Origin of the sequence: Arthrobacter sp. zg-Y919 (assembly GCF_030142045.1) — a bacterium.
Classification (GTDB): Bacteria; Actinomycetota; Actinomycetes; order Actinomycetales; family Micrococcaceae; genus Arthrobacter_B.
Genome location: NZ_CP126242.1, coordinates 599,646 through 621,678 on the forward strand (window position 1 = coordinate 599,646; position 22,033 = coordinate 621,678).

Consider the following 22,033-nt stretch of genomic DNA (forward strand, 5'->3'; position numbering starts at 1 on the left):
TCTCACGCAGCGCTGACGGTTTCCGCCGCCGGTTCCCTCCCCGCGGATTTGGCCTCGGTCCGGGGGCCATGCCTAGGATGGTGGGTAACGCAGGTCACAATGGCGTGATCTGCGTGTAACTCATCTTTTTGTTGTTCGGCTACTGGTCGGCGCAGGCCGTCTGGACGAAGCCATAGACCGCAGCCGTGAATTCGTCCGGAGGCGGCAGGCGGACCTGGCCCGAGTATCCGGCCACCGTCACGGTCAGGGGCAGATAGGTCCCCAGTTTGTCCTCCGCAAGTGCATGCGCGTCGCAGCGCTGGGGGGCCACGCCCAGCACCAGCTCCCGTGGCCCGTCCATGCTGTTCAGCGTGGTTTCCGTCGGCCAGGGGTGACCCGCCGGTGCCAGCAGGGGAGTGGCATCAATCCGGTGCAGGATCAGGCCGCCGGTGACGGTGGGCTCAATGCCGGTGGGTTGAATCAGGACGCGGACGACGGCGGTCCGGCCGTTGGGTGCCACCTCCAGCTGCGGAACGAAACGGGCGACGCCGGCCATGCCCTGCCGCAGGCAGTCCTGGTAGTGCAGTGCCGAGAAGTCGCCGCGGGGATCGGCCGCAGCCAGTTCCAGGACGCCGGTGGACAATTCCACGGAGACCACAGCGGGACGGAGATCCGGACCATCCGGAGGACAGGCCGGCCCGGCCAGGGGAACCGGCAGGCTCACAGTTGCTCCGGAGCGCAACCGGACCGGTTCCGGGCGTGCGGGCACCCACTGCTGCGGCTCGGCATAGCCTTCCGAGAGCAACCGGGCGCCGGCGACCTCCACCACGTCCGGCGTCGAATTCGAGAGTTTCAGCAGAACGGTGGGTTCGGCCCCGAACAACCTGCTGGCCGACAGCTCTGCACTGAGGCCGGAAGTTGCCCGTTCCGTCGGGGAATCCGTCGCCGCCGTCGAACCCTCCGACGGTGCGCCCTCCGCCGTCGAACCCTCCGACGTCGAACCCTGCACGGTGTCTCCGGTGAGGAAGCCTCCCATCAGACCAGCCGCCAGCCCCACTGTCAGGGCGCTGACGGCAACGCCCGTCCGGCGCCGGCGGAACCGGGACTGAACAGTTGACCGGGAAGCAACCGTGCGGGTCATGGGCTCAACGCTCCCACTGTGGATGGCAGAAACCCAGACCCCGTACTGTGCTACCTTGTGGAGGAAAAATCTGATTTATTGTCTGCCTGGTCACACAAGATCAGATCCAACGACGTGTCTGAGGAGTGCAGCCATGCAGATGTCCGGTGTTCCACCGCTGATCGTTATGGGTGTGCAGGGAAGCGGCAAATCCACGTCCGGCCGGGCCATTGCCGACGCCCTGGGCCTGCCGTTCATTGATGGGGATGATCTGCATCCGGTTGCCAACAAGGAAAAGATGGCTGCCGGGCACCCCTTGACCGACGAGGACCGGGACCCTTGGCTTCGCGCCATCGGCACGGCCCTCGCCGACGGACTCGCCCGCGGGGAATCCACCGTAATCGCTTGCTCGGCGCTGAAACGCCGGTACCGTGACCTCATCCGCTCCTTCGCACCGGAAACCCGGTTTGTGCACCTGACCGGTGAGCGCAACCTCATTGCCGAACGCCTGTCCCGCCGGAACCACGAATACATGCCCGCCACCCTGCTCGACTCCCAGTTCGAAACCTTGGAACCACTTGCTGCCGATGAAGCAGGGATCCCGGTGGACATTCACCTCACACCAACTGAAATTGCCGCAGCCGTCGCTGCGGCACTCACCACTGCCGGACGCTGACGTCCGCGCCGTACCCCAGATAGGACGAAGATGACCGACCTAGAACTCAACTGGACGTTGAGTACTCCCGGCCTGCTCCTTGTCGCCGTCGCAGCCATCGCGCTGCTGCTGGTGATGATCATGAAATTCCGTATCCACGCGTTCCTGGCGCTGATCACGGTCAGCCTGCTGACCGCCGTCGCCACCGGCATTGCCGCCGCCGACCTGGTGCCGACAATGCTGAGCGGCTTCGGCACCACCCTGGCCAGCGTCGCGCTGCTGGTGGGCCTGGGCGCCATGCTGGGACGGATGCTCGAAGTATCCGGCGGTGCAGAGGTCCTGACCAACGCGCTGATCACCAAGTTCGGACAGAAGCGGGCCTCGCTGGCCCTTTCGGTGGCCTCGTTGATGTTCGGCTTCCCGATCTTCTTCGACGCCGGCCTCGTGGTGATGCTGCCGATCATCTTCACCGTAGCCCGCCGCATGGGTGGCTCGCTGCTGACATACGCCTTCCCCGCAGCCGCGGCGTTCTCCGTAATGCACGTGTTTGTGCCCCCGCACCCGGGCCCCGTGGCCGCCACCGGCCTGCTCGGCGCCGATATCGGGCTCGTCCTGATCTTCGGCCTGCTTATCGCCATCCCCACCTGGTACCTGGCCGGTTACCTCTTTGGCACCTTCCTGGGCCGCAAGTACAACATCCCGGTGCCCTCCATCCTGGACGCACCTAAGGGATCGGCGGAGTCCGAATTCCGCTCCGCTCCGAAGCTCGGCACCATCGTGCTGCTGCTCCTGCTTCCGTTCGTTTTGATCTTCCTCAATACCGGCCTGAACATGCTGGCGACCGCCGAGGTCGTCTCCCTGGACACCGGCTGGGTGCAGGTCCTGCGTGCGCTGGGTGAAACCCCTGTGGCCCTGCTGATCACCGTTTTCCTGGCGATGTGGCTGCTCGGCCGCCGGGAGGGCAAGAACGCCTCCCTGATCGAGACCGTTGTGGACAGTGCCCTCGGCCCGGTCTGCTCCATCATCCTGATCACCGGCGCCGGCGGTATGTTCGGCGGCGTGCTGCGTGCCAGCGGCATCGGCACCGCCATCGCCGATTCGCTGGATGCGGTGGGACTGCCCGTTATTGTGGCGGGCTTCCTCATCGCCGCCATCGTCCGCCTGGCCCAGGGCTCGGCCACCGTTGCCTTGACCACCGCCGCTGCCCTGGTGCAGCCGGTGGTCCTGGACAACCCGGACTTCAACGGGGTCCAGGTGGTGGCCATTGTCCTGGCACTTGCCGGCGGCTCGGTCTTCGCCGGACACGTGAACGACTCCGGTTTCTGGCTGGTCAGCAGGTTCTTCCAGATGGACACCAAGACCACCCTCAAGACCTGGACCGTGGGCCAGGCCCTGATCGGCGTGATTGGCTTTGTCTTTGCCCTGGTGATCTACCTGGTCGCCGCGCAGTTCTAGCTGACAGGTACTGCTGATGAATGCCAGCTTGTTTGATATTTCCGGCCGGGTCGCCCTGGTCACCGGGTCCAGCCGCGGCATCGGCCATGCGATTGCCCGCGGCCTGGCCGCCGCGGGCGCCGTCGTTGTGCTCAACGGACTGGATCCGGACCGGCTGGAGGCAGCCCGCGCGGAGCTCGCGGCAGAGTTCGGCGCGCACCGGATCTTCGCCCGCCGCTTCGACGTCACCGATGCGGAGGCAGCGGCCGACGGCGTGGCCTGGGTGGAGCGCGAAGTCGGGCCGCTGAGCATCCTGGTGAACAACGCCGGCGTCCAGCACCGCGAACCGATGCTGGACCTGGACGTGGCCGATTGGGAACGGGTGCTCCGCACCAACCTGACCAGCGCGTTCCTGGTGGGCCGCGAGGCCGCACGGCACATGATTCCGCGGGGTGCCGGCAAGATCATCAATATCGCTTCGGTCCAAACGGACCTGGCCCGGCCGACCATTGCTCCGTATACGGCGTCAAAGGGTGGGATCCGCAATCTCACCCGGGCCATGACGGCCGAGTGGGCGGGGGAGGGGCTGCAGATCAATGCGATTGCCCCGGGCTACATCCACACCGAAATGACGCAGAACCTCGTCGATGATGAGGCATTTAATTCCTGGATCCTCGGCCGCACCCCGGCGCACCGGTGGGGAACCGTGGAGGACATTGTGGGCCCGGCGCTCTGGCTGGCGTCGGACGCGTCGAATTTCGTCAACGGTCAGGTCGTCTTCATCGACGGCGGCATGACCACCGTGGTCTGAAAGGACACCCTGCCATGACCGAACTGCCAACCAGCACCCTCGGCGTCGTCGCCCACGGCGCCGGCGATATGCGGGTGGAACCGGTGGCACTGGCTGCCGCACGGGCTGACGAAGCCGTCGTCGAAATTGCGTACGGCGGCATCTGCGGATCCGACCTCCACTATTGGCAGCACGGGGCGGCGGGGGAGTCCATCCTGCGGGCACCCATGCTGCTCGGACACGAGGTCGTGGGACGGGTGCTCGCGCCGGCGGCGGACGGGACCGGCCCTGGCGCCGGAACCGCCGTCGCCGTGCACCCCGCCACCCCGGGACCCGGAGACGGAACCCGGTATCCCGAGGACCGGCCGAATCTCTCTCCCGGGTGTACGTACCTGGGCAGCGCCGCACGGTTTCCCCACACCGACGGTGCCTTTGCCCGGTATGTGAACCTGCCGGGACGGATGCTCCGGGTGTTGCCCGCCGAGTTGCCGCTCCGCCGCGCTGCGCTGGTGGAACCCGCCGCAGTGGCCTGGCATGCGGTATCCCGTGCCGGCGATGTGCGGGGTAAACGGGTGCTGGTGGTGGGTTCCGGGCCGATCGGCGCGTTGATTACGGCGGTGCTGCGGACCCGCGGAGCCGGGGAAATCATCACGACCGACATGCACGAAGGACCGCTGGCCATCGCCCGTACGCTGGGTGCCGACCGCAGCCTGCCGGCAACGGACGCCGAGGCCATTGCCCAGGTCGATGCGGATATCTGCTTTGAATCCTCCGGAAGCTACCGGGGCCTGATGTCTGCTGTCACGGGAGCCACCCGCGGCGGCCGGGTGGTAATGGTCGGGCTGCTGCCCTCGGGCGAGCAGCCGGCCCTGATCTCGCTGGCGATCACGCGGGAACTGGAACTGGTGGGCTCGTTCCGGTTCAACGACGAGATTGACGCGGTCATTGCCGCCCTGGCGGACGGCAGCCTGCAGGCCGACGCCGTTCTGACGCACGAGTTTGCCGTCGAGGATGCCCTCGAAGCGTTCGATACGGCCCGCGATGCTTCCCGCAGCGGGAAGGTGCTGCTGCGCTTCGGCGCCTGATCCGCCGTCAACTGCCCCGAAGCGGGAAGGCAACCCGGCTCTCGAGGAGGAGTACCGGGTTTCCCCGGCGGGGTAGCGGCTACTGGGGGAGAGCGGGCGCGTGTGCCCGGGAGCTGGTCAGCCAGTCATCCACGAGCACCGAGACTGCGGCGGGACGCTCCATGTACAGGTGGTGTCCTGCGGCGTCGAGCACTACGAACGTTCCGCGCACGTAGTGGTCCCTGAGCGCCAGACCGTCCTCGTATCCGGTGACGTGGTCCTGCCGGCCGAAGATATGCAGCGACGGCGCCTCGAACGGTTCCGAATGAGCTGTCTCCGGCTCCCACCGCAGCGCGTAGTCCGCGGCAATCCGCTCGGTCACCTGCCGATCCGTCCCCCGAAGACCGGGAAGGACAAATTCGTTGAAGGCAGCGAGGGTGCCCGGAGTCTGGATTACGGCTATTTCCAGGAAGTCATCATCGGCTGTTAGGTCCGGAAGAGCCGCGGAGATGACTTCGCGTGCGGGGAGCACCCGCTTGCGGTGGTCGGCTGTGAAGACCGCCCCGAGGGTGGCCAGCCCGAGCACCTGGCTGCGCATCGCGTGCGCCACATGGCGGGCAACCATGCCGCCGAAGGAATGCCCGATGATCGCGAACGGCTCGTCTCCCAGCCGGTCCCGAAGTTCACTGACGACGCCGTCGGCCACGTCCTGTGCGCTGGCGACCGGTCCGGGAACCGCCTGTTCGGTCCACGGCAGGTCGAGGTAGATGCGCCGCCACGGACTGTCAGCCAACGAGCTTTCGAGGGGCAGCATGCTGCGGTGGTCGAGCTCGAAACCGTGTATCAGTACCAGCGGCCTGCCGTGTCCCAGCTCGCGGGCGATCACGGCAGGGGCTCGAAGATCCGGGGTTCGTGTGCCCAGACGGCACCCACTTCGTCCATGGTCCGGCGCATAATCTGGTCCATCGCGTTCCGTGCCGCCTCGGGACGGTGGGCATTGATCGCAGAGGCGACATCCATATGCAGCTCCAGGGCTTCCTCATGCGGGCGGTCGGGCATCAATCCGTAATGGGTCCGGCCGCGCAGGACCTCGGCGATCATGGACTGCATCTGGCCGAACATCTCGTTGCCCGAAGCGGCAAGCACCAACCCGTGAAAGCGGATGTCCAGGTCCAGGAACCGCTCCAGGTCTCCGGCCTGGCCGGCTGCCCGCATCTGCGCCGCCACCGAGAGTAACTCGGCTGACAGTTCGGCGGGGGCATGCACGGCGGCCAGCTCTGCGGCAGCGGGTTCGACGGCGGAGCGCAGCTCCGTCAGCGAGCGCAGCTGGAGACCCTTTTTCGAGGATGCGAGCCGCCAGCGGATTACCGTGGGGTCAAAGACATTCCAGCGGGCTGCGGGAAGGACCCGGATGCCCACGCGTTTGACGGACTCCACCAGGCCCAGGGACTGCAGCACCCGCACGGCCTCGCGTGCGACGGACCGGGATACCTGGAGTTCGGTTTCCAGATGTTCCGAATGCATGGTGTCTCCGGCAGCAAGTTCACCGGAGATGATCCGCATACCCACCGTTTCAATAACGAGGTTGTGCAGCCGCGAACTCATGCGGGCTGCCGGGTCATCACGGCGGAAGAAATCACCTTTGTATTCTATCCACGCATGTGTGACCGCCGTCGCACCCCGGGCGAGCTTCCAGCACTGCCCTCGGGGCGCGGCCGTTCGAGCGTTAGCCGGGGACGGTGCCGTTGCCCTGCGGTTTCACCACGGGGAAACTGCCGTGCGGTTCATCGTCCTCTTCGAAGTGGTTGTAGGCGCGTCCCACAATCAGCGGATCCGGGGCATGGGCAATGGATGAGTCCTTGTTCGGGTAGTCCACCGTGTTCAGCACGTGGCGCATCGCCTCAAGCCGGGCACGTTTCTTGTCATTGGACTTCACCGCGGTCCAGGGCGCGTCCCCGGTATCCGTGTAGAAGAACATGGCTTCCTTCGCCTCGGTATAGGCATCCCACTTGTCCAGGCTGGCCAGGTCGGTGGGGGAGAGCTTCCACTGCTTGACGGGGTCGGTTTCACGCGCTGCGAACCGGGCCATCTGCTCCGCCCGGCCCACCGAGAACCACAATTTGTACAGAAGCGTGCCCGAATTGACGAGCATGCGTTCGAGTTCCGGAACCTCCCGCATGAACTCCAGATACTGCGCCGGGGTGCAGTACCCCATGACCCGCTCGACGCCGGCCCGGTTGTACCAGGAGCGGTCCATCATCACCATCTCCCCGCCGCTGGGCAGAGTCCGGATGTACCGCTGGAAATACCACTGGGTCTGCTCCTCGGAGGTGGGTTTCTCCAGCGCCACCACCCGTGCGCCGCGGGGATTCAGGTGCTCGTCAAACCGCTTGATCGCCCCGCCTTTTCCGGCGGCGTCACGGCCCTCGAAGATGATGAGCATCTTCTGCCCGGTTTCCTTGACCCACAGCTGCATCTTCAACAGTTCAATCTGCAGGCGCCGCTTCTGCCGGTCATAGGTCCGCCGGCTGAGCTTGGTGTCGTACGGGTAGTTCTGCCGCCAGGCGTCGTCGTCGACGTCGATCTTGAGCTTTTTGCCCTTCTTCTTCAGCTCCTGCAGCTCGTCGAGTTCCTGGGCGTAGTCCGCCGAAACCACCACGCGCTCACCATCCAGGTCGGGCGCATCTGTTGCCGCCCCGTCGGTTGCTGGCCGCTGGGTTGAAAGTTCCTTGGTGCTGTTCTTATTGGTTGCCATGGCATCTCCACTGCAGGGTCGGTTCTCCGAATTTACGCGGCACCGCCGCCGGTTGGAAGAGGGTCCGGCTCCCGGCCGCGGGCGGCGCGCCTGAGCGGGACCCGGGGCCATGCCGCCGATAATGGAGGACGATGACCTCACTACGCACCAAGACTTTGTCCCTCGTTGCCCTGCTTGCCTTCGGCGCGGTCGGCTGCACACCCGTCGCCGACACCGGTTCCGCACCGGCCCCGTCCTCCACCACCCGGCCCTCCGACGTCGAGCCCTCACCTCCCGCGGAAACGGCACCTCCGGCCGATCCCGCCGCCCCGCCCGCCGACCTGGTGGCGGAAGGCACCGCGCTGGAGCAGCTGGCGGGCATATCGATCAAGGGCCGGGCGCCGAAAACCGGCTATGACCGTGAGCAGTTCGGGCCGGCGTGGGCCGATACGGACCGCAACGGCTGCGACACCCGCAACGACATCCTCGCCCGGGACCTCGTGGACATCGTCTACAAGGACGGAACCAAGGAGTGTGTGGTTGCCTCGGGGACGTTCCTGGATCCCTATACGGGAGCAACCATTGCCTTTGTCCGCGGCAACACCACCAGCACGGCCGTGCAGATCGACCATGTGGTGGCCCTGTCCGATGCCTGGCAAAAGGGTGCCCAGCAGCTGTCCGCCGATGAACGCCGGCAGCTGGCCAATGACCCGTTGAACCTCATGGCCGCCGACGGTCCGGCGAACGGAGCCAAGTCCGACGGCGACGCCGCCACCTGGCTGCCCGCGAACAAGGCCTTCCGGTGTGAATACGTCGCCCGCCAGACGGCGGTCAAAGCCGAATACCGGCTCTGGATGACGCAGGCCGAACACGATGCCATCGCCGCCGTGTTGTCCGGTTGTCCGGAGGAACCGGTTCCGCTGCGGGAAGGCTCTGCTTCAGCGGCCGCAGCTGTCGGTGCCGGTGCCCCGGCTGCGCAACAGGCCGCGGAGCCCGCTGCCGTTCCCGCCGTTCCCGCCGCTCCCGCGGGTCCGGTCGCGTATGCCAACTGCACCGCCGTGAAGGCAGCCGGCGTGGCACCGATCCGTCCGGGGGACGCCGGCTGGGATCCGAAGTTTGACCGCGACGGCGACGGCGTCGGCTGCACGTCCTGACCCGCTAGTCCCCGGGTTCCCCGGTCAGTGCCGTAAAAGTCAGTGCCGCAGATCCATGGCGGGATCGACGATCCACGGTTCCAGCGGAATCCGGGCCGGGCAAAACTCCGCCAGGGCGTCGCGAAGATTCCCGGGCAGCCCCAGGGAGCCGAGGATCAGGGTGCGGACGGCGTCCGCGTCCAGGCCGGCGGCCGCCAGATCCGGGAGGGTCACGGCGCCGTCGCGTTTGGCCAGCCGCTGCCCAGCAGTGTTCAGTGCCAGCGGAACGTGGGCATAGCTGACCGGCGGCAGGCCGAGCAGGGAACCGAGATAGGCCTGCCGGGGAGCCGAGCTGAGCAGGTCGTCGCCGCGCACCACCTGGTCGATGCCCTGCAGCGCATCGTCCAGGACCACCGCGAGGTTGTAGGAGGGGACTCCGTCGTTACGCAGCAGCACGAGGTCATCCACCGCCGAGGTGTAGCTGCCGTGCAGCTCGTCGGTAATGGTGAACTGGTCCACCTGGGCGCGCAGGCGCAGCGCGGCGGGACGTTCACGCCGGCGTTGTGCGCGTTGTTCCTCGGTGAGGTGTCGGCAGGTGCCGGGGTAGGCTCCGGGCGGGGCGTGCGGGGCTGACGCCGCTTCGGCTACCTCGCGCCGGGTGCAGAAGCACTCGTACACCAGTCCGGCGCCGCGCAGCTCCGCGATGGCGTCCAGATAGAGGGCGGTGCGTTCGGACTGCCGGAGGATGTCGCCGTCCCAGTCGAGCCCGACGGCGGCCAGGTCGCGCAGCTGTGCGGCGTCGGCTCCGGAGCGTACCCGGTCCAGGTCTTCCATCCGCAGCAGGAACCTGCGGCCGGTGCTGCGGGCAAAAAGCCACGCCAGCAGGGCCGTGCGCAGGTTTCCCACATGCAGTTCGCCGGTGGGGCTGGGGGCGAAGCGGCCGGCGGCTGCGGAGAAAGGAGGCACACCCCCAGTCTATTCGGGTGTTGTGTGCCCCTTCGGTATTCCCCGTTCCGCGGCAGTTTCGTTGCGGACCGCACGTGTCCGCAAGGGCATGGCTCTGCTCTGGGTGTGGTGCCTAGCGTTGCCGGTATGGGACTTATGGAACTTGAACTTGCCCAGATGGAACACCGGCTCCGGACAGCCGAGGTGGAACGGCGGAACAGCCTTCGGTGGACACTGAGGGAACGGTCGGAACAACCACAGCCTGGAGCGTCACAGCCGGGACCGGAGCCCGCCAAGATCGACTGGCCGCTGATCACCCTGCGCTTTGGCGCGTTCAGTGTTGCGCTGTTCCGGACGGTCCGGTTCCCTGCTGCGGGTCCGTCTTCCCGCAGGACGTCCAGCCCCCTCCCGGGGTAGCCGGGCCGGGGGAGGCGGGGCTGGAGGCGCCGTGTTTAGCGCTGCCTGGTGCTCAACTAGACCCGGTGCTCAACTGACCCGGTGTTCAGCGGCGCCCGATGTTCCGGCGTCGTCCGTTTCATCGACCAGTTCCGCGCGGAGCCGTCCGTTGCCGCGCACCCACAGGCGGTAGGCCGCGAACAGCAGGACAATCCACGCGGCGCCGACGATCAAGGCCACGCGCGTCTCCGGCATGATGCCGAGCAGCACCACAATGAACACCATGAAGGCCAGCGCCGCGTAGGACGCGGCCGGCCAGAACGGCACACCGAATTCCGACGCCGGGAGGTTGCGGCGCTTGATCTCCCGCTTCATCGCGATGTGCGAGAGCAGGATCATCAACCACACCCACACGGTCGCGAAGGTGGCGATGGACGCGATGATCGTGAACAGCGATTCGGGCAACAGGGCGTTGAGGACGACGCCGGCCAGCAGCACCACGGCCATGGTCGCCACGGTCATCCACGGCACGCCGTGCCGGGAAATCTTCGCGAACGACGCCGGCGCCTGGCTTTCCTGCGAGAGACCGTAGAGGACGCGGCCGGCTCCGAAGATGTCGGAGTTGATGGCCGAGATTGCGGCGGTGATGACCACGGCGTTGAGGATGTGCGCTGCGGCGGGGATGCCCAGGGTGTCGAAGATCTGCACGAAGGGGCTGGTCTCGCCGTTGATGTCCTGCCACGGAAAGATCATCATGAGGATGCCCAGGGCGCAGACGTAGAAGAGCAGGATGCGTACCGGCACGGTGTTCACGGCGGCAGGGATGGCCTTCTTGGGATTGTCCGCTTCGCCGGCGGTGATGCCGATGGTTTCGATGCCGCCGAAGGCGAACATCACGATCGAGAAGGATGCCAGCAGGCCCCAGAAGCCGTTGGCGAAGAACCCTCCGGAGCCCAGCATCGTGTCCAGGCCGGGGTTGGCGGCGTCGGGCAGTCCGAAGCCGAACACCACGATCACCGCTCCGCCGACGATCATGGCGATGATGGCGGCGACCTTGATCAGCGAGAGCCAGAATTCGGTTTCTCCGAACACCTTCACCCGCATCAGGTTCAGGGCGGCGATCAGGAACACCACGGCAAGGATCCAGATCCAGCGCGGAACGTCCTCGAACCAGAAGCCCATATAGATGCCGAAGGCCGTGACGTCGGCAATCGCGACAATGGCCATTTCGAAGGCGAAGGTCCACCCGGTGATGAACCCCGCAAACGGGCCCAGGTAGCGGCTGGCATAGTGGCCGAACGAGCCTGACACCGGATGCCGTACGGCCATCTCGCCGAGCGCCCGCATGACCAGGAACACGGCTGCGCCGCCGATCATGTAGGCCAGCAGGACGGAGGGGCCGGCGGACTGGATGGCCGATGCCGACCCGTAGAACAGGCCCGTGCCGATTGCCGATCCGAGCGCCATGAAGCGGATGTGCCGGACATTCAGCCCGCGGGCCAACGCCTGGGTAAAGGAGGACTTCAAGAAAACGCACCTTGGAATGTGGGGGTAGGCCCAGTTGAGGGGCCAATCCATATTACGCCCGACGGCGGCGTGTCCGTTTTCGTGAGGGCGGGGGCACAGCGAACGGTGGGGACTCCTAGTAAGGAATCCCCACCGTTGAATGCTGTTCAGGTCGTCTAGTGTTGCTCGGCGCCGTAACTGATGCGGGCCTCGTGCGGAATCAGGGGCTTGTCCGCACGGACCTTCATCTCCTGCACGGTCCAGGCGTTGCCGTCGGGATCCGCAAAGCTGAAGAAGGTTCCGCCGTCGCGCTCATCAAAAACGGTCACGTCGCCAACTTCCACGCCGCGGTCCAGCAGTTCCTGACGTGCGGCCTGCGCGTCGGAAACCACTAGCTGCAGCCCGCGCAGCGAGCCGGGCACCATCCCCTGCTGGGAGCCCGTATCCCCGAGCACAATCGAGCAGCCGGAGCCGGGTGGCGTCAGCTGCGCGAAGTCCATCTGCTCGGTCGACGTGCGGTGATCCAGATTAAAGCCCATCTGGTCGCGGTAGAACTCAATCGCCCGGTCCTGGTCGCTGACCGGGACAATTACCACCTCGAGGGTCCAATCCATGCTCGGCACCTACCTTCCGGCCCGGACGGAACCGAGCAGTGCATCCAGCTGGTCATAGCCGTCAGACATGCCCTCTTCCATGCCGTTGCCTAGGAACTCGTCCCGGGATTCAACCGACGGGTACAGGGAGCGGCCGGTCAGCAGTGTCCTGCCGCCGGGCAGCTCGGTGAACGTGCTGTACTCCAGCGTCACCACGTCCGGGTAACCTTCGAATTCGAAGGTCTGCAGCACGAAGTCGTCCTGGCGCAGAGTGTGGAAGACACCCCGGAATGCGTATTCGTCCTCGCCCCTGGACTGCACGAATCTGTAGGCGCCGCTGGTACGAGGTTCGAAGACATCAATCCGGGTGGTGAGGTCCTGCGGTCCAATCCACCTGGCGAACAACTCCGGGTCCGTGTGGGCGTGGAAGACTTCACTGACCGGGAAATCGAACTCACGGGAATAATCCATATAGGGTTCGCCCGCCGGCGCGCTGAGCTTCAGTGGGTTGCTCATCACGCTCCCCTTCCCTGCAGCGCTTCCGGCTGGAGCTGTGCGAGGAGCTCCTCCATCCGGTCGAACCCTTCGGCGACGCCGGCCTCCATGCCCGAGGCAGCCATCCCGTCCCGCGCCTCCATGGAAGGGTAGACCGCGTGGGCGGAGATCCGGGTGCGGCCGCCGTCGAGCGCCTCCAGGGTCATGAACTCCAGGCTGGTGACGTCGGGATAGCCGGAGAACTCGAAGGTCTGGATCGCGGACTCGTTTTCCCGCACCGTGTGGAAGATGCCGCGGAACTCATAGGGAACTCCCTCCGGACCGGTGTGGATGTAGCTGTAGGAGCCTCCCGTGCGGAAATCGTAGTGGTTGATGTCCATCTTCATTCCGCGCGGGCCGAGCCACTGGGCCAGAAGGTCCGCCTCGGCATAGGCCCGGAAGACCTGGTCCACGGGGTAGTCCACTTCGCGGCTGAAATCTATGAAAGGGACACCCTCGGGGACCGTGAGCTGCAGTGCATTCGTCATGATGAATCCTTTGCCTGCGGGCCGCCTTTCGCGGCGGCCTGTGCGCGAAGCACGGCGTCAAGGCTGCGGAACTGCTCCTCGCGGACCAGCCGGTACTGGCCGATCCAGGCGGTGAGCGCCTCCAACCGTGCGGGATTCAGGTGGACGGGCCGGCGCTGGGCGTCACGGCTGCGCGTGACCAGCTGCGCTTGCTCGAGGACCTGAATGTGCTTCGAGACGGCCTGCTTGGAGATCTCGAAGGGTTCCGCCAATTCGTTGACCGTGGCAGGGCCCCGGGAAAGCCGGGCAATGATCTGGCGGCGGGCCGGATCGGCCAAGGCCAGGAAGGCCCTGTCCAGAAGGGGTTCGTCGCTGTGGGAATCCATGCGCTGGGTCAGCTTCTGTCGATGTGTAATCAAGGTGCTGGTTGTTCAACCTTTCGGTTGATTACGAAGCTACGACTGCGCGGAAGGCGGGTCAAGGGTGTTCAGCAATAATTTCCGGCGGTTGGCGATTGGCGGCTGTCCGAACCGGCAGCCGGCGGGACGATTGTCCAGCCTTTAACCGCTGGGCACGATGTTGTGGTTCCGTCGGAAGAGGTTCTGCGGATCGTAGGCGGTCTTCAAAGCCGTCAGGCGGGCGAGTTTGTCCTTTCCATAGACCGACGGGACGGTGCCCTGCGCCACCGGATCCTCGGCGCCCATAAAGTTCACGTACTGCGCGCCCGAGGAAAACGGTTCCACGCTGGCAGCGACCTGCCGGATAAAGGCCGTATGCGCGTCGTCGTCGGCCGGGTCTGCCCAGAACCCGTAGATATTCAGCCAGAACGGAGCCGACCGGGTGGGAAAGGCGGTGTCCTCCTCCGCCACCCGGCCGTAGGCTCCGCCGAGATGGTGCAGATCGAACGCGGTACCCCGCCACGTCTGGTCACTGCCGGCACGCACCAGGGCGTCAATGGCAGCCTGGTCCAGCCGGTCGACCGCGGCGTTCTTCCAGTAGGCACGCACCCCGTGTGGAAAGAGCATGTCCGCGGAGGACTGCCACGACCGCCAGGGCATCGACGCCCGCAGGTCCGCGTCGGGCGGCGCAGCAGCGGCCAGCCGGTCCACCAGCTCGACGCCGGCACCCTCATCGGCACCGGACCAGACAAACCCCACCACCATCAGCGGCTGGTCGCCCAATTCCCACTCCGGCGGCGGCACCAGGAAACTGATGATGGTGGTCATTTCCTCCGGCAGGTCCTGAACCCACTGGGCGTAGGCGGTGAGGGCCCGGTGCCAATGCATGTTCCCGTAGCCGAGGTTGCCGGAGTACACCTGTGCGGGCAGCGGATGCGCGGCGAAGGTGAAGGAGGAGACAACACCGAAGTTCCCACCGCCGCCGCGCAGCCCCCAGAACAGTTCCGGATGGTCGTTGGCATCGGCGTGGACCGCCTCGCCATCGGAGGTGACGACGTCGGCCGCGAGCAGGTTGTCGATGCTCAGTCCGTGCGCGCGGGTCAGCCAGCCAACACCTCCGCCGAGGGTCAGCCCGGCGACGCCCGTTCCGGAAATGACACCCAGGGGCACGGCCAGTCCGTACGGTTCGGTGGCGGCGTCGACGTCGGCCAGGGTGGCTCCCGCCTGCACCGTGACGGACCTGGTGTCCGGGTCCACGCCGACATCGCGCAGCGCACCCAAATCCAGCACGATTCCGTCGGCCACTGTCCCGTTGCCCGCTACATTGTGCCCGCCGCCGCGGACCGCGAGCGGCAGCTCCCACTGCTGGGCAAAGGCCAGCACGGGAGCGATGTCCTCGACGGTGCCGGCGCGGACGACCATTGCGGGCAGGACATCGATCATCCCGTTCCAGATGCGGCGGGCGTCGTCGTACTCCTCGTCCTGCGGCAGGACGACGGAACCGGACACGGACGCCCGCAGGTCCGCTACGGCGTCGGCGGAAAGCTGGGGGTCCATGGGATACCACCTTTGGACGGCCGCGCCCGGACGCCCGGATGGTGCCCGGTCCTGTGGCTCTGCTCCGTCCTCTAGTGAAAATTCTTCGCCTTTGCTGCGGCGGTATCAAGGGTCCGTGCTGCCGCAAGTGGCAGAGCAGCGGAGCTAATTCCACGGACACCACGGGCATCCGGCCCACCGCGGAGCAGGTGGGCTCGGCTGACTGCGATCAACAAAGAACCTCCCGGCAGAGGGCCTCAGCCGTTCCAACGGGGGCCAAAAGTGCCGGGCGTCACGGGCCAGCCGCCGTCGTTACACAGTTGATGCTTCGGGAGGGCGAAAACCGCGCAATCCCGCTCCGGCGGCTGAAATAATAGGAAAGGCGGCTTACTTCTTATCGACCGCCCGTACCACCAGAGTCTCGTGCCCAGGAATGGAGCCCCCCCAGTGTCTTCCGAATCAGCCCAGCCGTTCGATATTTCCGCGGCCGACCGCGTCACCGTCTACGGTGCCAAGAGCTTCCCCGAGGTGGCCGGGCTGCTGCCGGACTCCGCCTTCTTCGCCGAGGATGACGGACATTTCCCGGCCGACGTCGTACTGCTGTTCGTGGCATCCGCAGCGGACCTGGCCCACGATCTCGCCTCGGCCGCTGCCGCCGTCGAACCGGGCGGTTCGCTCTGGGTCTGCTATCCGACGGCGGAGGTCGACGGCGGCGCCCCGGACCTGAACCGGGACACCGTGGCTTCCCTGTTTGAAACGAACGACTGGGAACCGGTGGGCGACGCCGTGTTCAGCAGCGAGTGGTCTGCCGTCCGTGGACGTCCGGCCGGTAAATAGCCGGGCTTCCAGCCGGTAAATAACCGGCCGAAAATTCCTCGACGGGGCATTGGAACGGGACCGGAAGCGGTGGCAGGGAAATACGCCCGGCCGCTTCCACCGGGACGGACGGCGGCGCATACTCGGGTGCATCCGATCCGTTCCCCCGTCAGGAGACCGTTATGTCCTCGAACATGAACCCCTACCTCAACTTCCGGGACAACGCCGCCGAGGCGATGTCGTTCTACCACGACGTTTTCGGCGGCACGCTGGAAAGCTCCACGTTCGCGGAAATGAACATGTCCGACGACCCGTCCGAGGGAAACAAAATCATGCACTCCACGCTCACCACGGACAGCGGCTTTGTGCTGATGGCCTCGGATACGCCCAACAGCATGCTGGGTCCGGAAGGCGCGGTCTCCGATTCCGGGAACGGCTACGCCATCGCACTCAGCGGCGACAACGGTGACGAGCTGCGCGGGTACTGGGACAAGCTGCTCGACGGCGGCCAGATGACGCTCCCGCTGGAAAAGGCTCCGTGGGGAGACATCTTCGGCATGGTGACCGACAGGTTCGGCACCAGCTGGATGATCAGCATCGAGGATGAGGACTCCTAGCAGGCACCCCAGGCTGGCCTGAACCTGGAGAGTTGCCCGGGAATTAGTTGCTGATTTCTCTTGTCTGCAGGCGGGTGCGGCGATATGTTGTGCTCGCCTACAAAATCGTCGGAGTCGCGGTCGACGTCGACAGGGCGCTACAGCGTTGTATCCGCTCGATCCAGCCAAAGGACGAATCCGCACTTACCCGCTGCACGGCGGGCACCAACGGGAAGCTCCGCAGCGGCAGGATCCTTTTCGAAGGTTTCCAGCATGAGCAGAATGAAGAATTTCTCGGCCGCTGTCCTGGCTTTGGGCCTGGCGGCAGGCATGTCGGCGTGTGCGCCGGCGGGTTCCACCGAAAGTGAAGGCGACGGCGAAGGCACCAGCTGCAGCGTTGGTATCTCCATGCCCACCCGTAGCCTCGAGCGCTGGATCAATGACGGCGAAGGGCTGAAGGAGAAACTCGAGGCCAAGGACTGCGATGTTGACCTGCAGTACGCCGATAACAAAACCGACCAGCAGATCAGCCAGATCCAGAACCAGGTAGCCGGCGGCGCGAAGATCCTCGTGGTCGCGGCCATCGACGGCGAGACCCTCGGTCCCACGCTCGAAGACGCCAAGGACCAGGACGTGCAGATCATTGCCTATGACCGCCTGATCAACGGCACCGAAGCGGTGGATTACTACGCCACCTTCGACAACTACCAGGTGGGCCAGCTGCAGGGGGAGTTCATCGAAGAGCAGCTGGGCCTGGCCGACGGGGAGGGCCCGTACAACCTCGAGCCCTTCGCCGGAAGCCCGGATGACAACAACGCCGCCTTCTTCTTCTCCGGAGCATGGGATGTGCTGCTGCCCTACGTGGAAAGCGGCCAGCTCGTAGTTCCCTCCGGCAAATCGCCGGCCAGCAATGAGGAATGGACGTCCATCGGCATTCTCGGCTGGGAGTCGGCCGACGCCCAGGCGGAAATGGATAACCGCCTGCAGTCCTTCTACACCGGCGGTGAGAAGGTCGACGTCGTCCTCTCCCCGAATGACAGCCTGGCGCTGGGCATCGAGGCGTCCCTGGATGCTGCCGGGTACCAGCCGGGAACGGACTGGCCGCTCATCACCGGCCAGGACGGCGATGTCGCCAACGTCAAGGCGATGCTGGGTGACATGCAGTCCATGACGGTCTGGAAGGACACCCGGGAGCTCGGCAGCCAGGTGGAAACGATGATCGACGCGCTTGTGGCGGGCGAGGAGGTGGAGGTCAACGACACCGAAACCTACGACAACGAGGTAAAAGTGGTTCCCACCTACATCCTCGAGCCCCAGGTGGTCACCAAGGACAATGTGCAGTCCGCCCTGGTGGACTCCGGCTTCCTTGACGCGGGCGACGTCGGCCTCTGATCCCCGGCTGCGGTGGGGTGCGGCGGATGGCCGCCGCACCCCCCCCGCCCAGTACCGAAGCGAGAACCATATGACCGACGTCATCCTGTCCATGGACGGCATTGTGAAGGAGTTCAACGGCATCCGCGCCCTCGATGAGGTGTCGGTGAATGTTGAACGCGGCGAAGTCCACGCCATCTGCGGCGAGAACGGCGCCGGTAAGTCCACCCTGATGAAGGTGCTCAGCGGGGTCTACCCGCACGGCAGCTTCTCCGGAACCATCACCCTTGAAGGCAAGCCCGTCAGCTACAACTCGATCAATGACAGCGAGCGCGACGGCATCGTGATCATCCACCAGGAACTGGCACTGAGCCCGTACCTGTCCATCGCGGAGAACATCTTCCTGGGCAACGAGGTGGCCCGCGGCGGGGTGATCGATTGGAATAAAACCAACCTGCAGGCGGTGAAGCTGCTGGAGCGGGTGGGGCTGGACGAAAATCCGGCGACGAAGATCCTCGAACTCGGCGTGGGCAAGCAGCAGCTGGTGGAGATTGCCAAGGCGCTCTCCAAAGAGGTGAAGATCCTCATCCTGGATGAGCCCACCGCGGCACTGAACGACGACGACTCCGCGCACCTGCTGGGCCTGATCGACCAGCTGCGCGGGCAGGGGATTACCTCGATCGTCATTTCCCACAAGCTGAAGGAAATCCGGTCGATTGCCGATACCGTCACGGTGATCCGGGACGGCCGCACCGTTGACAACTTCCCGGTGGAGGACACCGAGGCCATCGAAACCCGGATCATCCGCGCCATGGTGGGCCGCCCGCTGGACCACCAATTCCCGCCCCGGGAACCGCATATCGGCGAGGAGAAGTTCCGAGTGGAGAACTGGACCGTGCACCACCCGGTGGATCCGGACCGGGTGGTGGTGGACAACGCGTCCTTCACCGTCCGGGCCGGGGAGATTGTGGGGTTCGCCGGGCTCATGGGAGCCGGCCGGACGGAGCTGGCCATGAGCATCTTCGGCCGCTCCTACGGCACCGGCATTACCGGGCGGGTCTATAAGGACGGCGTGGAAATCCGCACCCGAACCGTGGGCGAGGCGATCCGGCACGGCCTCGCCTACGTCAGCGAGGACCGCAAGCGCTACGGGCTGAACCTGATCGGCAGCGTCACGGTCAATATCTCGGCTGCGGCGCTGGGGAAACTGGCCCGGCTGGGCGTCATCGACCGGCACCGCGAATACTCCGTGGCCGACGAGTACCGGCAGCGGATGAACATCCGCACCCCAAGCGTCACCTCGACGGTCAGCAACCTCTCCGGCGGGAACCAGCAGAAGGTGGTCCTGAGCAAATGGATCTATTCCGGCCCGGACGTGCTGATCCTGGATGAACCCACCCGTGGGATCGACGTCGGCGCCAAATACGAAATCTACGGAATCATCAACGAGATGGCAGCCCAGGGCAAAGCCCTGATCGTGATCTCCAGTGAGCTGCCCGAACTGATCGGGCTCTGCGACCGCATCTACACCATCGCTGAAGGCCGCCTCACGGCGGAGGTGCCCCGGGCCGACGCGACCCAGGAAGAGCTGATGCGCCACATGACCGCCGCCAGGACCCAAGGAGCACAAGTCCAGTGACCACCACTACTTCAGAGCAGGCGAAGGCGCCGCTGCCGCCGTCATCCGGTGCGGCACCGAAGAAGCGCCGTCGGGTCGACCTGCGCCAATACGGGATCCTCGCCGCACTTGTCGTGATCATCCTGCTGTTCCAGGTGCTCACCGGCGGCCGGCTCCTCTATCCGGGCAACGTCAGCAACCTCATCCAGCAAAACGCGTACGTGCTGATCCTGGCCATCGGCATGGTCATGGTGATCATCGCCGGGCACATCGACCTGTCCGTGGGCTCGGTGGTGGCCACCGTCGCTGCCATTGCCGCCCTGGCCATGAACAACTGGGGGATGCCCTGGTGGTCGGCAGTGCTGCTCTCGCTGCTGGTGGGTGCACTGATCGGTGCGTGGCAGGGGTTCTGGGTGGCGTTTGTGGGGATACCCGCGTTCATTGTCACGCTCGCCGGGATGCTGGTGTTCCGCGGCGTCGCGCTGGTGCTGCTCTCCGGCGGCACCATCAGCGGCCTGCCGCGGCCGTACAACTCGATCGGCTCCGGCACCCTGCCCTCCACCGGCACGCCGGACCTGCTGACCCTGGGCATCGGCGCGCTGGCCTCGGTTGCGCTGGTGGCGCAGCAGCTCAAGGGGCGGGCGGACCTGCGCCGGCTGGACCTGCCGCGCGAGCGGACGGCGTCGTTTGTCTTCAAGATGGCCGTGGCCGTCTTCGCGATCATGTATCTCTGCTATCTGCTGGCCTACAACCGTGGCATGCCGATCATCCTGATCATCCTGGCCGCGCTGGTGCTGGCGTACTCGTTCCTGCTGGGACGTACGGTGTTCGGCCGGCACATCTACGCGATGGGCGGGAACCTGAACGCCGCCATGATGTCCGGGGTGAAGACCCAGTGGGTGAACTTCCTGGTGTTCGTGAACATGGGCTTCCTCGCTGGACTCGCTGCCGTGGTCAACAGCGCCCGGGCCGGCAGTGCGGTGGCCGGGGCCGGCGCAGGGTTTGAGCTCGACGCCATTGCCGCGGTGTTCATCGGCGGCGCCTCGGTGCAGGGCGGCGTCGGCACGGTGGTCGGTGCCGTGATCGGCGGCCTGGTGATGGGCGTGCTGAACCAGGGTCTGTCCATCCTGTCCGTCGACGCCGCGTGGCAGCAGATCATCAAGGGCCTGGTGCTGCTGGCGGCGGTCGCGTTTGGGTTCAGCCGCCGGCGCAGCGCCCGGTAGGTTCCGCGCAGCTCCAACGACGACAACCGGAACGACGACGGCGGCCGCCTCACGAAGGAGGGGCCGCCGTCGTCGTGAGTCGCCCTACCGCGAGGAAAAGGCGGCGTCGAACGCCGCGGCAGGCGGATCCAGGGCCAGTGAACGCACGAACGCCAGTGCTTCCGGGGCGCCGACCAGCCGGTCCATCCCGGCGTCCTCCCACTCCACGGAGATGGGCCCCTCGTAGCCGATGCTGTTGAGCATCCGGAAGGCGTCCTCCCACGGAACGTCCCCGTGGCCGGTGGAGACGAAGTCCCAGCCGCGCCGCGGATCAGCCCAGGGCAGGTGCGACCCGAGCCGGCCGTTGCGGCCGTTGCTCATGCGCTTCTTCGTGTCCTTGCAGTCCACGTGGTAGATCCGGTCCTGGAAATCCCAGAGGAACGCGACCGGGTCCAGGTCCTGCCAGACAAAGTGGCTGGGGTCCCAGTTCAGGCCGAAGGCCGGCCGGTTCCCGATGGCTTCCATCGCCCGCTGCGTGGTCCAGTAGTCGTAGGCAATCTCGCTGGGATGGACTTCGTGGGCAAAGCGCACCCCCACCTCGTCGAACACATCCAGGATGGGATTCCAGCGGTCGGCAAAGTCCTGGTAGCCGGCGTCGATGGCCTCCGCGGACACCGGCGGGAACATCGCCACGTATTTCCAGATGGACGAGCCGGTAAAACCGATCACGGTATCCACCCCGAGCGCTGCGGCGAGCCGGGCGGTGTGCTTCATTTCCTCTGCCGCACGGCGCCGGACCCCCTCCGGATCACCGTCGCCCCACACGGCGTCGGACACCATGTCCCGGTGCCGCTGGTCGATCGGGTCGTCGCAGACCGCCTGCCCCTTGAGGTGGTTGGAAATGGCGAACACCTTCAGGTGGTACTTCTCCAGGATGTCGCGGCGGCTCTGCACGTATTCCTCGTCATCCCACCGCCACGGATCCAGATGGTCGCCCCAGCAGGCGAGTTCCAGCCCGTCATACCCCCAGCCGGAGGCGAGCCGGGCCACTTCTTCGAGCGGCAGGTCCGCCCACTGGCCGGTAAACAACGTGACAGGTCGGGACATGGCAGGCTCCTTCGCCTTCGGGATAGAGGAACGACCTTC

Annotated in this window: 22 protein-coding genes; 10 read left to right on the plus strand and 12 right to left on the minus strand. The window is 65.9% G+C overall.

Annotated features, from left to right (window positions below; all coding sequences use genetic code 11):
- Positions 1 to 139 precede the first annotated feature (139 nt).
- Entirely contained in the window at positions 140 to 1,120 is a 981-nt protein-coding gene (locus tag QNO10_RS02865) for a hypothetical protein (protein WP_229949297.1), read from the minus strand.
- 133 nt (positions 1,121 to 1,253) lie between these two features.
- Between QNO10_RS02865 and QNO10_RS02870 the strand changes: the two genes are divergently transcribed.
- Genes QNO10_RS02870 through QNO10_RS02885 form a run of 4 tightly spaced genes read left to right on the plus strand, consistent with a single transcriptional unit; the run spans position 1,254 to position 5,063 of the window.
- Entirely contained in the window at positions 1,254 to 1,775 is a 522-nt protein-coding gene (locus QNO10_RS02870) for a gluconokinase (RefSeq protein WP_331460336.1), read from the plus strand.
- A 30-nt stretch (positions 1,776 to 1,805) separates the two neighbouring features.
- Positions 1,806 to 3,209, plus strand: coding sequence for a GntP family permease (locus tag QNO10_RS02875; protein ID WP_229949298.1), 1,404 nt, complete (start codon positions 1,806 to 1,808; stop codon positions 3,207 to 3,209).
- A gap of 16 nt (positions 3,210 to 3,225) precedes the next feature.
- Positions 3,226 to 3,999 carry an SDR family oxidoreductase gene (locus QNO10_RS02880; protein WP_229949299.1) on the plus strand — a complete coding sequence of 258 codons (774 nt, stop codon included), beginning with the start codon at positions 3,226 to 3,228 and terminating at the stop codon, positions 3,997 to 3,999.
- Between the two features lie 14 nt (positions 4,000 to 4,013).
- Positions 4,014 to 5,063: an L-idonate 5-dehydrogenase gene (locus tag QNO10_RS02885; protein WP_229949300.1), complete on the plus strand. Its 1,050-nt coding sequence runs from the start codon at positions 4,014 to 4,016 to the stop codon at positions 5,061 to 5,063.
- A gap of 79 nt (positions 5,064 to 5,142) precedes the next feature.
- Here QNO10_RS02885 and QNO10_RS02890 read toward each other — a convergent pair whose 3' ends face one another.
- The 3 genes from QNO10_RS02890 to ppk2 all read right to left on the minus strand — a co-directional run bounded on the left by QNO10_RS02890 (position 5,143) and on the right by ppk2 (position 7,797).
- Positions 5,143 to 5,928, minus strand: coding sequence for an alpha/beta fold hydrolase (locus QNO10_RS02890; RefSeq protein ID WP_229949301.1), 786 nt, complete (start codon positions 5,926 to 5,928; stop codon positions 5,143 to 5,145).
- A complete protein-coding gene (locus QNO10_RS02895; RefSeq protein WP_229949304.1) occupies positions 5,925 to 6,647 on the minus strand; it encodes a FadR/GntR family transcriptional regulator in 723 nt (240 codons plus the stop codon). Before QNO10_RS02895 ends, QNO10_RS02890 begins: the two co-directional genes overlap by 4 nt.
- A 121-nt stretch (positions 6,648 to 6,768) precedes the next feature.
- Positions 6,769 to 7,797 (minus strand): polyphosphate kinase 2, encoded by a 1,029-nt coding sequence (gene ppk2 / locus QNO10_RS02900; RefSeq protein WP_229949306.1) that lies wholly within the window; start codon positions 7,795 to 7,797, stop codon positions 6,769 to 6,771.
- Positions 7,798 to 7,928: 131 nt separating this feature from the next.
- Here ppk2 and QNO10_RS02905 point away from each other — a divergent pair, with 131 nt between their 5' ends.
- Entirely contained in the window at positions 7,929 to 8,930 is a 1,002-nt protein-coding gene (locus QNO10_RS02905) for a GmrSD restriction endonuclease domain-containing protein (RefSeq protein WP_229949308.1), read from the plus strand.
- Positions 8,931 to 8,969: 39 nt separating this feature from the next.
- On the opposite strand, the gene gluQRS is transcribed toward QNO10_RS02905, so the two are convergent.
- The 7 genes from gluQRS to QNO10_RS02940 form a co-directional block, all read right to left on the minus strand.
- Positions 8,970 to 9,875: a tRNA glutamyl-Q(34) synthetase GluQRS gene (gene gluQRS / locus QNO10_RS02910; RefSeq protein WP_229949310.1), complete on the minus strand. Its 906-nt coding sequence runs from the start codon at positions 9,873 to 9,875 to the stop codon at positions 8,970 to 8,972.
- A 465-nt stretch (positions 9,876 to 10,340) separates the two neighbouring features.
- Positions 10,341 to 11,717 (minus strand): amino acid permease, encoded by a 1,377-nt coding sequence (locus QNO10_RS02915; protein ID WP_229949737.1) that lies wholly within the window; start codon positions 11,715 to 11,717, stop codon positions 10,341 to 10,343.
- Between the two features lie 215 nt (positions 11,718 to 11,932).
- Positions 11,933 to 12,370: a VOC family protein gene (locus tag QNO10_RS02920; protein WP_229949312.1), complete on the minus strand. Its 438-nt coding sequence runs from the start codon at positions 12,368 to 12,370 to the stop codon at positions 11,933 to 11,935.
- 9 nt (positions 12,371 to 12,379) lie between these two features.
- On the minus strand, positions 12,380 to 12,865 hold the full coding sequence (locus QNO10_RS02925) for an SRPBCC family protein (protein ID WP_229949314.1): 486 nt from the start codon (positions 12,863 to 12,865) through the stop codon (positions 12,380 to 12,382).
- Positions 12,865 to 13,371 (minus strand): SRPBCC family protein, encoded by a 507-nt coding sequence (locus tag QNO10_RS02930; RefSeq protein WP_229949317.1) that lies wholly within the window; start codon positions 13,369 to 13,371, stop codon positions 12,865 to 12,867. The genes QNO10_RS02925 and QNO10_RS02930 overlap by 1 nt, the downstream gene beginning before the upstream one ends.
- Complete coding sequence (locus QNO10_RS02935; RefSeq protein WP_229949739.1) at positions 13,368 to 13,736, minus strand: ArsR/SmtB family transcription factor; 369 nt, start codon at positions 13,734 to 13,736, stop codon at positions 13,368 to 13,370. Before QNO10_RS02935 ends, QNO10_RS02930 begins: the two co-directional genes overlap by 4 nt.
- 174 nt (positions 13,737 to 13,910) lie before the next feature.
- Positions 13,911 to 15,305 (minus strand): FAD-binding oxidoreductase, encoded by a 1,395-nt coding sequence (locus QNO10_RS02940; RefSeq protein WP_229949319.1) that lies wholly within the window; start codon positions 15,303 to 15,305, stop codon positions 13,911 to 13,913.
- Between the two features lie 426 nt (positions 15,306 to 15,731).
- On the opposite strand from QNO10_RS02940, the gene QNO10_RS02945 reads away from it, so the two are divergent.
- The 5 genes from QNO10_RS02945 (at position 15,732) to mmsB (ending at position 20,908) form a co-directional block, all read left to right on the plus strand.
- Positions 15,732 to 16,121 carry a hypothetical protein gene (locus tag QNO10_RS02945; RefSeq protein ID WP_229949321.1) on the plus strand — a complete coding sequence of 130 codons (390 nt, stop codon included), beginning with the start codon at positions 15,732 to 15,734 and terminating at the stop codon, positions 16,119 to 16,121.
- Positions 16,122 to 16,282: 161 nt separating this feature from the next.
- A complete protein-coding gene (locus QNO10_RS02950; RefSeq protein ID WP_229949324.1) occupies positions 16,283 to 16,717 on the plus strand; it encodes a VOC family protein in 435 nt (144 codons plus the stop codon).
- A 252-nt stretch (positions 16,718 to 16,969) separates the two neighbouring features.
- Positions 16,970 to 18,088 carry a multiple monosaccharide ABC transporter substrate-binding protein gene (gene chvE, locus QNO10_RS02955; RefSeq protein ID WP_229949326.1) on the plus strand — a complete coding sequence of 373 codons (1,119 nt, stop codon included), beginning with the start codon at positions 16,970 to 16,972 and terminating at the stop codon, positions 18,086 to 18,088.
- 70 nt (positions 18,089 to 18,158) lie between these two features.
- Positions 18,159 to 19,706 carry a multiple monosaccharide ABC transporter ATP-binding protein gene (gene mmsA / locus QNO10_RS02960; protein WP_229949329.1) on the plus strand — a complete coding sequence of 516 codons (1,548 nt, stop codon included), beginning with the start codon at positions 18,159 to 18,161 and terminating at the stop codon, positions 19,704 to 19,706.
- Complete coding sequence (gene mmsB / locus QNO10_RS02965; RefSeq protein WP_442860263.1) at positions 19,703 to 20,908, plus strand: multiple monosaccharide ABC transporter permease; 1,206 nt, start codon at positions 19,703 to 19,705, stop codon at positions 20,906 to 20,908. The genes mmsA and mmsB overlap by 4 nt, the downstream gene beginning before the upstream one ends.
- 84 nt (positions 20,909 to 20,992) lie before the next feature.
- Here the strand turns inward: mmsB and QNO10_RS02970 are convergent, their stop codons facing one another.
- Positions 20,993 to 21,994 carry a sugar phosphate isomerase/epimerase family protein gene (locus tag QNO10_RS02970; RefSeq protein WP_229949330.1) on the minus strand — a complete coding sequence of 334 codons (1,002 nt, stop codon included), beginning with the start codon at positions 21,992 to 21,994 and terminating at the stop codon, positions 20,993 to 20,995.
- Positions 21,995 to 22,033 lie beyond the last annotated feature (39 nt).